Source organism: Hydrogenophaga sp. 2FB, from assembly GCF_005503365.1.
In the GTDB taxonomy this organism is placed as follows: domain Bacteria; phylum Pseudomonadota; class Gammaproteobacteria; order Burkholderiales; family Burkholderiaceae_C; genus Hydrogenophaga.
On the sequence record NZ_SCML01000021.1, the window covers coordinates 61,803 to 74,309 of the forward strand.

Below are 12,507 nucleotides of genomic sequence, written 5' to 3' on the forward strand. Positions count from 1 at the left end.
GCCGACCGCGCCGGATGGCGCTTTCTTGTTAACCTGTGGTTAACGAAACAAGCCCAGTTCCCATGCCCGATCCCTCGCTTCTCAACGGCCGCCATTTCCAGATCTTCACCGCCGTCCTGCGCAGCCGCGGACTGGCCGAAGCGGCGCTCAAACTGGGCATTTCCAAGGCCGCCGTGAGCAAGACGCTGAGCCTGATGGAGCGCGAGACCGGCGTGGCGTTGTTCGTGCGCGAGCACGGGCGGCTGGAGCCCACGGCCGCGGCGCGGCGGCTGTTGCCGCGCGCCGAACAGGCGGCCAACCACCTCGCGTGGGCGCTGGAAGAGGCCACCGCGCTCGGGCAGGCGTCCACCCGCACCGTGACGGTGGCGGCGCACGCGCCGCCCTTGATGGCTTTGCTGCCCAAGGCGATCCAGCGTTTTCAGGTGTCGCACCCGCAGGTCAACGTGCGCGTGCAGGTGGTGGGGCCGCCGGAGGTGCTCAAGCAGGTGGCGCACCACGAGGTGGACCTGGGCGTGACCAATCCGCCCGCGCCCAACACCATCAGCTACGTGCAGATGTGCGAGCGGCGCACGATTTCCGAAGACCTGATGGTGGCGGTGATGCACCGGCGCCACCCGCTGGTGGCCAGGAGCGTGGTGCGCCCGGAGGACCTGGTGGGCCTGGACGTGATTGCACTGCCCGAGGAGTCGCCGACCTCGCTGCTGCTGCGCGCGACCATGCAGGAAGCGGGTGTGCAGGCGGGCAAGGGCATCATGGCCAGCACGTCCATGGGCGTGTGCGCGCTGGTGCAGCAGAACGTGGGCATCGGGTTGATCAACCCGATGCTGTTGTCCACGGGCATTTTTCCGGACATCGTGGCGCGGCCGTTCCGGCCCCGCATCGAACTCTGGACCGAGATCTACCACTCGGCCATCCGGCCGCTGAGCGACGAGGCGCAGGTGCTGGCCACCTACATCGAGGAGGTGGCCCTGGCGTTGCCGGGCGCGGGCACGCTGGGGAAAAGCCGCGCGCGCTCGCGCGCAGCGAAGTGATCAGTTGGCGCGAGGCTCCAGCCAGCGCACCTTCAACAGCCCGGTCGACAAGGCCGTGCCGCAGACGATCACCACACCGCAGCCGATCATCCAGGGCGTGATCACCTCGCCGAGCAAGACCGCGCCGTAGCACAGCGCGAACACCGGCACCAGGAAGGTCACGGTGAGCGCGCGGCTCGGGCCGGCTTTCTCGATGATGTGGAAGAACAGGATGTACGCGATGGACGTGCACAGCAGGCCCACCGCCGCGAGCGCGCCCCAGGCCGTGGGGCTGATCGGCTGGCTGGGCCAGAGCCAGAGGGTGGGAATGGCCAGGCCGAGCGCCGCGCCGATCTGGCTGCCGGTCGCGGTGGCCAGCGGGTGCACGCCGGTGAGGTACTTTTTGGTGAAGCTCGCGGCCAGGCCGTAGCTCAGCGTGGCCAGCAGGCAGGCGCCCATGGCCAGCAAGGTGGTGGTGCTGTCGCCTTGCGAGGCCAGGCCGCTGGCGCTGAAGCCGGACTTGCCCACCACCAGCAGCGTGACACCAGCGAAGCCGATGGCCAGGCCGAGCATGCGCGAGCTGGTGGGGCGGTCCTTGAGCCAGAGCCAGGCCACCAGCGCGCCCGAGAGCGGCACCGTGGCGTTGAGGATGGAGCTCAGGCCCGTGGTGATGTGCAGTACCGCGAACGCGTACAAGGCGAACGGCAGGCCCGAGTTGAACAAGCCCATGAAGAGGATGCCTTTGGCGTGCGCGCGGAAGTCCGCCCACACGCCCTTGACCAGAAACACCGGCAGCAGAAACAGGGCGGCCAGGGTGACTCGCATGCCCGCCGTGGGCAAGGCCCCGAGCTCGGCCGCCCCCAGCCGGGTGAACAGGAACGACGCGCCCCACAGGGCGGCCAGCAACAGGAATTCCAGGGAGAGGATCGGGCTCATGGCGTCAAATTGTGCACCTTGCCTCAAGGCACGCTGGCGTGCCATTGATGCCGGATGGGGTGTTCATTGATGAGGGCGGCGACTCAATCAGAGGCTTGCGCCCTCGAGTGTCAGCAACGCGGTCTTGCGGTCCAGCCCGCCCGCGTAGCCGGTGAGCGAACCATCGGCGCCGAGCACGCGGTGGCAGGGCACGACGATGCTCACCGGGTTGCGGCCCACGGCCGCGCCCAGCGCGCGCACCGCGGCGGGTTTGCCGATGGCCGCGCTCAGGTGGCCGTAGCTGGTGGTGGCACCCGGAGCGATGCCCAGCAGGGCCTGCCACACCTGTTGCTGGAACGGCGTGCCGGCTTGCAGGTCGAGCGGCAGTTCGAACCGCGTGCGCGTGCCGGCGAAGTACCCGGCGAGTTGCTCGATGGCCTGGCGCAGCACCGGGTGCGCGGGGTCGCGCTGCCAGGCCGAGGTATCGGGCCCGTGGCGTTGTCCGTCGAACCACACGCCGCTCAGGCCGCGCGAGGTGGCCGCGAGGATCATGTCGCCCAGCGGGCTCTTCCAGGTGGTGAAGACGGTGAGGGGATCGTGTTTCATAGGTCAACTCCAGGTGATGCAACTTGACCCGCTGCCCATGCGCGGATCACGGCGTAGCTGCGCCAGGGCTTCCACGCCAATGAGGCGGCCTCGGCTTCGCGAGCGGGGTGTTTGAGATCGCGCACGCCGAGCGCGTTGTGCAGCGCCACGTCGCCGGCGGGGAACGCGTCGGGCCAGCGCAGCGCGCGCATGGCGATGTATTGCGCGGTCCAGTCGCCGATGCCGGGCAGGGCTTTCAAGGCGGTGATCGTGGCCGGCACATCGGCGCTGCCGTTGAGGACCAGGCCTTGCTCGGCCACGCCACGCGCCAGCGCCACGATGGCGGCCTGGCGTTGTTTGACGATGCCCAACTGGCCCAGCGCGTCGCCCTCGGCCTGCGCCAGCACGGCGGGCGTGGGGAACAGGCGCGTGAGCTGCGCAAAAGGCGTGTCGATCGGCTCGCCAAACTTGTTCACCAGGCGCTGTGCCAGGGTACGCGCGGCGGCCACGGTGATCTGTTGGCCCAGCACCGCGCGCACCGCAAGCTCGAAGCCGTCGAGCGCGCCCGGCACGCGCAGACCATCGCCGCTGGGGAAGGGGCTGTGCAGCACGGCGTTGATGGCGGTGGGGTCGGCGTCCAGATCGAACGCGGCGCGCACGCGGTGGATCACGGGCGGCAGCAGCTCGCGCAGCGAATCGCTCACTCGCAGCACGAGCTGGTGGCGCGTCTCGTCGAACTCGGCGAGCAACCAGCCCGTGTGGCTCTTGCCACCGAGGTCCATGCGCAGGGTCTGGCCCAGGCGCGGCTGCTCGTCGAGAAAAGCCACGCCTTCGATCATGCGTTGTCGGAAGAAAGCAAGGGTCGCAGCCACGTCGTAAGGTGGCCTGTAGCCCAGGCGCACGGTCGTGCCCTGGTCGGTGTGGCCGCGGGCGGTTTCGCGCCGCAACTGGGTCGGGTTCAGGCGGTAGTGTTCGACGAAGGCGGCATTGAAGCGGCGCACGCTGGCAAAGCCACTGGCCAGGGCGATCTGCGTGACGGGCATGTCGGTGTCGGCCAGCAGCTGTTTGGCCGTGAGCAGTTTTCGCGTCAGCAGATACTGCAGCGGTGAGACGCCCAGCCGGTCTTCGAACACGCGCCGCAGGTGGCGGTCGCTCACGCCCAGGCGGGCCGCGAGCCGCTCGCTCATCGTGCCGGCGTCGTCGTCCAGCCAGTGCTGCGGGTCGTCCAGCCACAGCGTGGCCTGTTGCACCAGGATGGTCGAGGCGTCTTCCAGCGACCAGTGCCGCTCCAGCGGTGCCAGCTCGGGCCGGCAGCGCAGGCAGGGGCGAAAGCCCGCGTGCTCGGCCTGGGCCGCGTGCTCGAAGAAGCGGCAGTTCTCGCGCCGCGGCGTGCGCACGCGGCAGACCGGGCGGCAGTAGATGCCGGTGGAGGTGACGGCGGTGAAGAAGCGCCCGTCAAAGCGCGCATCGTGCGAGCACAGCGCGCGGTAGCAGGCGTCGTCGTCAATGCGGGGGATCGGGTTCATGGCTGTCATGGTAGGCCTTGTGCACGGGTCTGACTGGCCGTTTTCGGACATGAACATCCTGATACGTCCATACCCCCTCCTACAATGCCTTTTTTGCCCGTCCAGAGGAATCCTCATGCAAGTTGCCGCGTCCATCTTCAAGGCCTACGACATCCGGGGCGTCACGCCCACCGATCTCAACGAAGACGTGGCCGAGGCCTTGGGGTTGGCGTTTGGCACCCGGGCCTTGACGCTGGGCGAGAAGACCGTGGCCGTGGGGCGCGATGGCCGCCTGAGCGGGCCGGGGCTGTCGGCGGCCTTGATCCGTGGCCTGGTGGCCGCGGGCGTCGACGTGATCGACATCGGCCTGGCCACCACGCCCATGCTGTATTTCGCGGCCGCCACGCTGTGCCACAGCGGCATCCAGGTGACCGGCAGCCACAACCCGCGCGACTACAACGGCTTCAAGATGGTGCTGGCCGGCCGCGCGATTTATGGCGACGACATCCAGGCGCTGCGCAAGACCATGGAATCTGAATCGCATGTGCGCGCCGACGGCGGACGCGTGCGGCTCATCAACGTGTCGGCGGCGTACAAGGACCGCATCGTCTCGGACGTGAAACTCTCGCGCCCGATGAAGCTGGTGGTGGATTGCGGCAACGGCGTGGCCGGCGCATCGGCCCCGGCGATCTTCCGCGCGCTGGGCTGCGAGGTGATCGAGCTCTTCAGCGAAGTCGATGGCAACTTCCCCAACCACCACCCCGACCCCAGCAAACCCGAAAACCTGCAGGACGTGATCCGCACATTGCGCGAGACCGATGCCGAACTCGGCCTGGCGTTCGATGGCGATGGCGATCGCCTGGGCATCGTCACCAAAGATGGCGAGACCATCTACCCCGACCGCCAGATGATCCTGTTCGCGCAAGACGTGCTCTCGCGCGTGCCCGGCGGCGACATCGTCTTTGACGTGAAATGTTCGCAGCGCCTGGCGCCGGCGATCGAAGCAGCGGGCGGCGTGGCGCACATCTACAAGACCGGCCACTCGCTGATCAAGGCGCGCATGAAGGAACTCGACAGCCCGCTCGGTGGCGAGATGAGCGGCCACATCTTCTTCAAGGAACGCTGGTTCGGCTTCGACGACGGCACCTACGCCGGCGCGCGCCTGCTGGAAATTCTGAGCCGCAGCCCGGATGCCAGCGCCGTGCTCAACGCATTGCCCACCAGTTTCAGCACGCCCGAACTCAACGTGGCCTGTGCCGAAGGCGAGCCGCACGCGGCGGTCGAGAAGCTGGTGGCACTGGCGAAGTTCGACGCGCCCGCCAAGGTGTCCACCATCGACGGCGTGCGCGTGGACTGGCCCGACGGCTTCGGCCTCATCCGTGCCTCCAATACCACACCGGTGCTGGTGCTGCGCTTCGAAGGCCAGACCCAGGACGCGCTGCACCGCATCGAAGCGGCGATGCTGGCCTTGCTCAAACAGGTCAAGCCCGACGCGGTCTTCGGCGCGAGCGCGCATTGAACACGTCGAACGACACCGACCTGGTGAACCAGGTCACGGTGATCCTGGTCACCTACCACAGCGCTCATTGCCTGGACGCGCTCGACGCGCTGCTGGCGCACTGCCCGCACGTGGTGATTTCCGACAACGGCAGCGGCGACGACACGCCCGCTTTGGCGCGCGCGCGCTGGCCGCAGGCGACCGTGCTGGAGCATGGCCGCAACCTGGGCTTTGGTGCCGCGAACAACCGCGCGATCGCCGCGACCCGCACGCCGTTGGCGCTGCTGGTCAATCCCGATTGCGAGGTCACGCCCGAGGGCTTGCGCGAGCTGGTGCGTGTGGCGAATGACATGCCCGAGGCCGCCATCGTCGCGCCGCAACTGGAGGGCGCCCCGGGCAAGCCCGATGTGAACTACCGCTGGCCCAGCACGGCGTGGAAGTCGCGCGGGCCTGGTGCGGACGGACCCGCTTGCGTGGGATTCGTGGTGGGCGCGGCCATGCTGTTTCGCCTGTCGCGTTTCGAGGGCGTGGGCTTCTTCGACGAGCGCTTCTTCCTGTACTACGAAGACGACGATCTCTGCCTGAGGCTGTTTCAGAACCACCGGCCCATCGTCGTGTGGCCGGGCGTGGCGGCGGTGCACCGCGCGCGCGGTTCGGTCAAAGGCAAGACGCCGTGGAAGAGCGAGTACCTGCGCGGTTACCACCACGCGCAGTCCAAACTGATCTACACCGCCAAGCACCGCTCGCACGCGCAGGCGCGGAGCCAGCGCTGGTCGGTGTTGCTGGGGACCACCGTGGCCCTTCCGCTGCGCGCGATCGCGTGGTCGCCGCGCCTGCTCGCGCGCATGGCGGGGCGCTGGATGGGGCTGGTGCGGTGGCGTTTGCGCGACTGAACACGGCGCGCATGCGATTCGAATCGATTCTGACAATACCCATGGCACATCCCTACAAGGTCTACGACTGCTTCACCTTCGACGGCGAGGACTGCCTGGATCTGCGCCTGCGCACCCATTGGGGCCGCGTCGACCACTTCGTCATCGTCGAAGCAGAGTTGACGTTCGCGGGGACGCCGAAGGCGCTGCAGTTCGACGCCGCCCGATACGCCTGGGCGAGTTCGAAGATCCGCTACATCACGCTGCAGGCTTCGGAATTCGCGGCCTGCCAGACCGCCTGGGACCGCGAACGCTTCCAGCGCAACGCCTTGCGCCGTGGCTACGCCGATGCGGCGGAACACGACGTGGTCATCATCGCCGACGTGGACGAAGTCATCCGCCCCGAGAAGATCGGTGCGGTCGCGCCGGGCAGCGTGCATGTCTTCGAAATGCTGATGCTGTACTTCTACTGCGACTATCTGATGGTGTCGGAGCCGTTCTGGCGCAAGGCGGTGGCGGTCAATGGCGCTTACGCGCTGGCGCACGAGGCCGAAGACATTCGCAACAGTGCCAGCCTGAGAGCCAGCGCGCACGTGGTCGACGTGCCGGACGCCGGGTGGCACTTCAGCTACCTCGGTGGCATGGACATGATCGAGCGCAAGCTCGAGCGCTTTTCCCACCAGAACCTCAACAAGCCCCGCTACAAGGACCGCGAGAACAACCTCGCCCGCATTTACGCCGGCAAGGACATCTACCGCCGGGCCAAGCGCTGGGGGCGCGTGCACATGGGCGACTTTGGCAGCGCCGAGGTGGCGCAGTGGTTCGCGCAGCGCCCGGAGCTGTTTTCACCGGCGGCGATCAAGCCGGTGGACGACGTGGCGGTCGTATTGGCCGAGCGCAGGCGCAAGGGCAAAGCGTCCGGCTGGGAAAAACTCCAACTGCGTGTGTGGAACGCGTGGTGACCCGCGTCACCCGCAGGATCAGAGCCGTGCCAGGCGCATGCTCAGCTTGAGCCGGTAGTAGGGCAGGCTGTCGGTCCAGCGAAGGTTCAGTTCGGGCTTGGCGAGATCGCGGTTGCGCAGCGCGGGCTGGATCAGGTGCTGGTCGAACAGGCCCATCACCACCTGCGGGTTGTAGCGCGCCGAGTAGCGGTCCCACGACCGCTGCTGGAGCGCGACAGGGTCCAGCTTCTCGATGATCTCGACCAGCGATGGTGCATCGGTGTACAGGAAACCCGCATCCCCCAGCACGTCGATGTGGTGCCGGTGTTTGCTGCGCGCGTAGGTGATCACCGGCTTGTTGCGGATCGAGAACTCGCCGCAGGCCAGCCCGAAGGACTCGCCTTGCAGGCGCGCGTGCAGCATCGCGTCGCAGGTGTTGATGAAGCGCGTCTTGGTGACCATGTCGCTGCTGCCGGGCAGGAAGAGGGCGCGCGGGTGGTCGACGAAGCGGGTGATGTTGAGGAAGACGAACCAGGTGTCGGTCGATTGCGCGAGGACTTGCCGCACCGCATCCACGGCACTGGGCACGTCGAAACTCTGCGCACCACCGTAGCAGCCCAGCACCGTGGCGTGTCGCGGTATCTGCAGTTCATCGCGCAGGTTGCCATCCACATCGGGCAGGTCCACGATGTGCGGCACGCTGGGAATCTTGTCGTTCGCGCAATGCCGGCTCAACCACTCGGAAATGAAGGCATACGACGCGCCGTGCGCCTGCGCGGGGTGGGTCGGGAACACCGCATGCTCCATGGTCGGCACGGTGCGCGACCACAGCCCGTCGTTCTTGCCGGCCTTGATGGCGTAGAGCAGGTCGGCCTTGCATTGACCGAGCAGCCCGTCGAGCTCGCTGCGCGCACGGTAGCTCACCACCTCAAAACGGTCCCGGAATTTGGCCAGGGCGGCCGCGTCGTTGTGCGGGCTGTCGGCGTTGTAGACGATGACGCTGTTGTGGCCGAGCACGGCCTCGTTGTGCAGCGCGTAGTCGTACAGCGCGACCTCGGTGCCCCGGATCGACAGCTGGTTGGAGTGGAAGGCAATCGTCTTCTTCATGCTTGCGCCTTGGGGCGTGCTGCGGCCATGAGCAGCGCGGTCATCAGGCTGAAGAAGTGATTTTCGGTCGACAGCCAGAACGAGCTGTGCGTCATGTTGGAGACGACCAAGATGGCCAGAAAGGCCATGACCAGGCCTCGCCGCGAGGCATCTTCCCTCAAGGCCTGGCGGCCGATGGCAACAATGAACCAGAAGAACAGCAGCAGGCCGATCAGGCCGTGTTCAAACAGGAAAAACAGGAACTGGTTGTGCGGGTGCACACAGACCACGGAGCACCATTCGGCATCGGTGAAGTGCTGCTTGGCGAGCACCGCGTAGGAACCCGTGCCATGCCCTAGAACGGGATTGTCCAGGGCGCTATCGATCGAGAAGCGGATCATCTCCACGCGCGATCCAGCGGAAGTCACCGGCCCTGTCAGGGAACTGGTTGTGATCTCTTCCCAGGCCAGCGCGGTTCTGCTTTTCAACACCGTGGACATGGTGAAGGCGATGGCGATGACTGCAATCACGGCGGTAGTGGCAAGGGCGAGCTTGCGAGCCTGCAGGCCGACAGAGAACATGACGAAGGCCAGCAGGGCGATCGGCAGAGACAGATAGCCTGTGCGGCCTGCCGAGAGAAACAGCACGCTGGATGCGGCCAACGCGGCAACAGTCCAGGCCAGCAAGGATACCGTGCGAATGGGGGTACGCCGCGCGTAGTACGCCGCTAAAACAGTGAAGAACGACATCAGCATGCCTTGTGCGATGCGGTCCTTGAACACCGTATGGTCCTTGCCGAAGCCCTGGTTGTGGGTGCGTGTCCATTCGAAATCGAACCAGACATTGAGCCAGGTGACCACCAGCGTGAGCAGCATCGCAGCGGCGAATGCCTTCCAGCATCGCCCGCGTGTGGCAGGGTCTTGCAGCAAGCCGATGAAGACGGGGATCATCAGCAACTTCATGTACTTCTGCAGCGCGCCGAGAACCGTTGAACCGTCGGCGGGCGACCACATCGTGGCGATGGCGATCCAGGCAAACAGGGCGACTGCGGCAGAAGCGACAGGATTGCTCATCGCCTGCCACGTCAACCGGCGGGTTGAAGACCAGACACAAAAGCCCAGCAGCCAGAACAACAGGGTCGACAAGAGCGCCATGTTGGCCAGCGCCACTGAGGTGGGGAAGGCAAAGAAAACGACAACCAGGGACGCCTTTGCGCCGTTCTGCACGAATTGTTCGGTGGACATTGGGATGTGAGCGAGATGTACGTTTTTTGAGATGTCACGCCAGGGCATCCAAGTCCTCTGGCGCATCGTCATACCCTGTTTGCAAATGAGCCCACTCGGCGTCGGCCCAGTGGTACGGCGACACGCGTCCGGCTTCCTTGCGCAGCGAGCGCAGCAAGCGGTCCAGGTTGCGTGTTTTCCAGTCGTCGCCGGCGCGCACCCCGCATTTGTCGAAGTCCACCACCCAGGCCTGACCCACATCGTCGAGCAGCAGGTTGTGCGCGTTCAAATCCGAATGGAACACCTGCCGATCGTGCAGGCGGCGAATGGCTTGGCCGAGCGTGGCCCATTCGTCGGGGGTGAGCGCACGCTGCTGCAGCAGCTGCACCACATTCGCACTGCCAGGAATGAGGCCGACCAGGATGTCGGCCTCGTAGAACCACGGGCCGCGCGGCCGGTGGCTGGCGGCCACGGCTTCGGGCACAGGCAACTGCCATGAACGCATCAAGCGCAGCAGGCTGAACTCGCGCATCGCGCGGCTGTGGTGCGGCGCGGTGCGCCAGAAGCGGTCGTTGCTCAGGCGTGCCACCAGGCCACCGCGCCGGTAGTGGCGCAGCACGTAGCCGCGCCCGCCGTCGCTGATCAACAAGGCCTGACCGCGGCCGCTGCCTGTCGCCAGCGCGGTGCCGTGGGTGTGGGCCGTGGGATCGAAGGTCTGCTCGGACACCTCGCTCAGGTGTCGTGGGTCGAACCAGCCGGTGCGCCCGGGCAGTGCGACGGCGCGCACGCGCGACAGGTTGCCGGTGTGCGCGGGTGCCCACAGCGGCCGCAGCACCGCCAGGCTCCGTTCGGACGCGCCCTGGTTGTGCGCGATCAACTCGCGGGCGGCGGTGGCGCGGGCGTGCATCACGGCGGTTTGCGTCAACCACTGCTGCGCCGTGTCCGCCAGCTCGCGCGCGTTGCGCACGCACGTGCCCGCGCCGGTGCGTTCGATGTCGCTGAACAAGGGCGCGGCGTTGTGCGTGTGCGGGCCGAACAGCACCGGTTGGCCGACCGACATGGGCTCCAGCGGGTTGTGCCCGCCCACCGGCGCGAGTGTGCCGCCCACGAAGCACAAGGCGGCGTGCTGGTACCAGTGCAGCAGTTCGCCCATGGTGTCGATCAGCAGCACCTGCGTGTCGGCGCTGACCACTTCGCCTCTGCTGCGGCGCACGAAGCGAAAGCCACGGCCGTGCACCAGCTGTGCCGCTTCGTCGAAGCGCTGGGGATGGCGTGGCACCAGCACCAGCAGCCAGTCGGGGTGCGCAGGCGAGAGTTCTGCCCAGGCCTCCAGCCACACGGTTTCGTCGCCTTCGTGCGTGCTGCCGGCCACGATCAGCTTGCGCGGTTGCAGCTCGGGAGGCAGCGCCACGCGCGCGGCAGGCACAGCCACATCGAATTTCAGATTGCCCGTCTGGTGCAACCGCGGCGCGGGCACGCCGAGCGCGCGAAAGCGTTCGGCGCTGTCGCCGTCGGCGGCCAGCACCGTGAGCTGCGACCACACCGGGCGCATCAGGCCTTGCCAACGCTGGTAGGTGCGCACCGAGCGGTCGGAGAGCCGCGCGTTGACGAGCGCCACGGGCACCGCGTTCGCGCGGCACTGCTGCAGCCAATCGGGCCAGAGCTCGCGCTCCACCAGGATCAGGAGGCGCGGTTGCAGCCGGTCGAGAAAGCGGGCCACCGCACCGGGCGTGTCGATCGGTGCGTAGACATGCCGCAGCTGATCGCCCCAGTGCGTGTGCAGCGCGCGCGCGCCGGTGGGGGTTTGCGTGCTGACGACGATGGCGTGGGCCGGCCATTCCCGCTGCAGCGCGTGCAGCAGCGGCTGCACGGCCTGCACCTCGCCCACGGACGCGGCATGGACCCAGATGCAACCGAAGGATTCGGGCTCGATCGGGATGAAGCCCAGGCGCTGGCGCAGGTTCTGCCGGTAGCCGGGCTCACGCCGTCCGCGCCACCACAACCAGCCCAGCAAAGGCAAGGCCAGCGCGCGGCTGGCCAGTCGGTACGCCCGCTGGGGCAGGGAGACGGCGCTCAGCGCCAATGGTCGGAGACCCATTGGGCGGGCAGCACGCGGCGGTACCACTTGCCGCTCACGCCGGCGATCACGTCGGGCGGGTTGGGCTTGCCGTGGAACACGATGATCTTCGCGCCGGGCGGAATGGTGGGCGGCGAGAACCAGCCCATGAGGCCACGGCGCATGCAGTGGCGCTTGAAGCTGCGGCACCAGGCGTCAGGCCAGTAGCTGACCTTGCCCTGGCGGTTGAGGAACCCGGTGATGTATTCCTGCTCGTTGCGCACGTCGGCGATGGACTGCGGATAACCGTTCTTCAGGTGTTCCAGCGCGTCGGTGTGCGCGCCGATGGTGAAGCGGTAGCACGAGGTGTTGCCCGTGCCGTCCTTCTTGTCCCATTCCTTGATGACGATGAACTCGCCCGGCTGCTCGAAGAACTCGTCCAGGCTGCCGACGATGACGATGTCCAGATCGAGGAACAGCGTGGGGCCGGTGAGGTCGTACAGCGGGTCGGCGAAGCTCGTGAGCTTGAGCCAGCCGTGGCCGAAGCTCCAGGGCTTGCGCTGGTCGAACTCGTCGAAGCCCACCATGGGAATGGGCTTGACTTCGATGGACGGGTGAATGCCCGCGCCGTCATCGGTCAGGCAGACAAAACGAAAGGGCCGGTGCAGGTGCCTCGACACCATGCTGTGGAGTTTGTTGACGTAGTCGGGGCCGTACTTCTTGCCCCATTTGATGCACAACACGTTGACGGTTTGCATGGCTTCCTCTTATGCGGTGCGTGTGGGTTGGCTGGCGCCAACCTGGCGGTCGAGTGTA

General features: G+C 67.0%; 11 protein-coding genes. 4 read left to right on the top strand and 7 right to left on the bottom strand.

Annotated features, from left to right (window positions below):
• Positions 1-62 precede the first annotated feature (62 nt).
• Positions 63-1,031, top strand: a complete 969-nt coding sequence (locus FFS09_RS14045; protein WP_137919516.1) for a LysR family transcriptional regulator — start codon at positions 63-65, stop codon at positions 1,029-1,031.
• Here the strand turns inward: FFS09_RS14045 and FFS09_RS14050 are convergent, their stop codons facing one another.
• The 3 genes from FFS09_RS14050 to FFS09_RS14060 all read right to left on the bottom strand — a co-directional run bounded on the left by FFS09_RS14050 (position 1,032) and on the right by FFS09_RS14060 (position 4,045).
• Positions 1,032-1,946, bottom strand: coding sequence for a DMT family transporter (locus FFS09_RS14050; RefSeq protein ID WP_137919517.1), 915 nt, complete (start codon positions 1,944-1,946; stop codon positions 1,032-1,034).
• Positions 1,947-2,033: 87 nt separating this feature from the next.
• Positions 2,034-2,531, bottom strand: a complete 498-nt coding sequence (locus tag FFS09_RS14055) for a methylated-DNA--[protein]-cysteine S-methyltransferase (RefSeq protein ID WP_137919518.1) — start codon at positions 2,529-2,531, stop codon at positions 2,034-2,036.
• Positions 2,528-4,045, bottom strand: coding sequence for a DNA-3-methyladenine glycosylase 2 family protein (locus FFS09_RS14060; protein WP_137919519.1), 1,518 nt, complete (start codon positions 4,043-4,045; stop codon positions 2,528-2,530). The genes FFS09_RS14055 and FFS09_RS14060 overlap by 4 nt, the downstream gene beginning before the upstream one ends.
• Before the next feature lie 106 nt (positions 4,046-4,151).
• On the opposite strand from FFS09_RS14060, the gene FFS09_RS14065 reads away from it, so the two are divergent.
• The 3 genes from FFS09_RS14065 to FFS09_RS14075 are packed head-to-tail and all read left to right on the top strand — an operon-like array spanning position 4,152 to position 7,347.
• Positions 4,152-5,534 carry a phosphomannomutase/phosphoglucomutase gene (locus tag FFS09_RS14065; protein WP_137919520.1) on the top strand — a complete coding sequence of 461 codons (1,383 nt, stop codon included), beginning with the start codon at positions 4,152-4,154 and terminating at the stop codon, positions 5,532-5,534.
• Positions 5,531-6,406, top strand: coding sequence for a glycosyltransferase family 2 protein (locus tag FFS09_RS14070; RefSeq protein WP_137919521.1), 876 nt, complete (start codon positions 5,531-5,533; stop codon positions 6,404-6,406). Before FFS09_RS14065 ends, FFS09_RS14070 begins: the two co-directional genes overlap by 4 nt.
• 41 nt (positions 6,407-6,447) lie before the next feature.
• Entirely contained in the window at positions 6,448-7,347 is a 900-nt protein-coding gene (locus tag FFS09_RS14075) for a glycosyltransferase family 17 protein (RefSeq protein ID WP_171020025.1), read from the top strand.
• An 18-nt stretch (positions 7,348-7,365) separates the two neighbouring features.
• On the opposite strand, the gene FFS09_RS14080 is transcribed toward FFS09_RS14075, so the two are convergent.
• The 4 genes from FFS09_RS14080 to FFS09_RS14095 are packed head-to-tail and all read right to left on the bottom strand — an operon-like array spanning position 7,366 to position 12,449.
• Positions 7,366-8,433 (bottom strand): hypothetical protein, encoded by a 1,068-nt coding sequence (locus tag FFS09_RS14080; RefSeq protein WP_137919523.1) that lies wholly within the window; start codon positions 8,431-8,433, stop codon positions 7,366-7,368.
• Positions 8,430-9,656, bottom strand: coding sequence for an O-antigen ligase family protein (locus FFS09_RS14085; protein ID WP_171020026.1), 1,227 nt, complete (start codon positions 9,654-9,656; stop codon positions 8,430-8,432). Before FFS09_RS14085 ends, FFS09_RS14080 begins: the two co-directional genes overlap by 4 nt.
• Before the next feature lie 34 nt (positions 9,657-9,690).
• A complete protein-coding gene (locus FFS09_RS14090) occupies positions 9,691-11,733 on the bottom strand; it encodes a 3-deoxy-D-manno-octulosonic acid kinase (protein WP_137919525.1) in 2,043 nt (680 codons plus the stop codon).
• Entirely contained in the window at positions 11,709-12,449 is a 741-nt protein-coding gene (locus FFS09_RS14095) for a glycosyltransferase (RefSeq protein ID WP_137919526.1), read from the bottom strand. The genes FFS09_RS14090 and FFS09_RS14095 overlap by 25 nt, the downstream gene beginning before the upstream one ends.
• Positions 12,450-12,507: the final 58 nt, after the last annotated feature.

Excerpts from the sequence above, each read along its gene's own strand:
- FFS09_RS14045 (WP_137919516.1), top strand. The coding sequence starts at position 63 with ATGCCCGATCCCTCGCTTCTCAACGGCCGCCATTTCCAGATCTTCACC.
- FFS09_RS14050 (WP_137919517.1), bottom strand. The coding sequence starts at position 1,946 with ATGAGCCCGATCCTCTCCCTGGAATTCCTGTTGCTGGCCGCCCTGTGG.
- FFS09_RS14055 (WP_137919518.1), bottom strand. The coding sequence starts at position 2,531 with ATGAAACACGATCCCCTCACCGTCTTCACCACCTGGAAGAGCCCGCTG.
- FFS09_RS14060 (WP_137919519.1), bottom strand. The coding sequence starts at position 4,045 with ATGACAGCCATGAACCCGATCCCCCGCATTGACGACGACGCCTGCTAC.
- FFS09_RS14065 (WP_137919520.1), top strand. The coding sequence starts at position 4,152 with ATGCAAGTTGCCGCGTCCATCTTCAAGGCCTACGACATCCGGGGCGTC.
- FFS09_RS14075 (WP_171020025.1), top strand. The coding sequence starts at position 6,448 with ATGGCACATCCCTACAAGGTCTACGACTGCTTCACCTTCGACGGCGAG.
- FFS09_RS14080 (WP_137919523.1), bottom strand. The coding sequence starts at position 8,433 with ATGAAGAAGACGATTGCCTTCCACTCCAACCAGCTGTCGATCCGGGGC.
- FFS09_RS14085 (WP_171020026.1), bottom strand. The coding sequence starts at position 9,656 with ATGTCCACCGAACAATTCGTGCAGAACGGCGCAAAGGCGTCCCTGGTT.
- FFS09_RS14090 (WP_137919525.1), bottom strand. The coding sequence starts at position 11,733 with ATGGGTCTCCGACCATTGGCGCTGAGCGCCGTCTCCCTGCCCCAGCGG.
- FFS09_RS14095 (WP_137919526.1), bottom strand. The coding sequence starts at position 12,449 with ATGCAAACCGTCAACGTGTTGTGCATCAAATGGGGCAAGAAGTACGGC.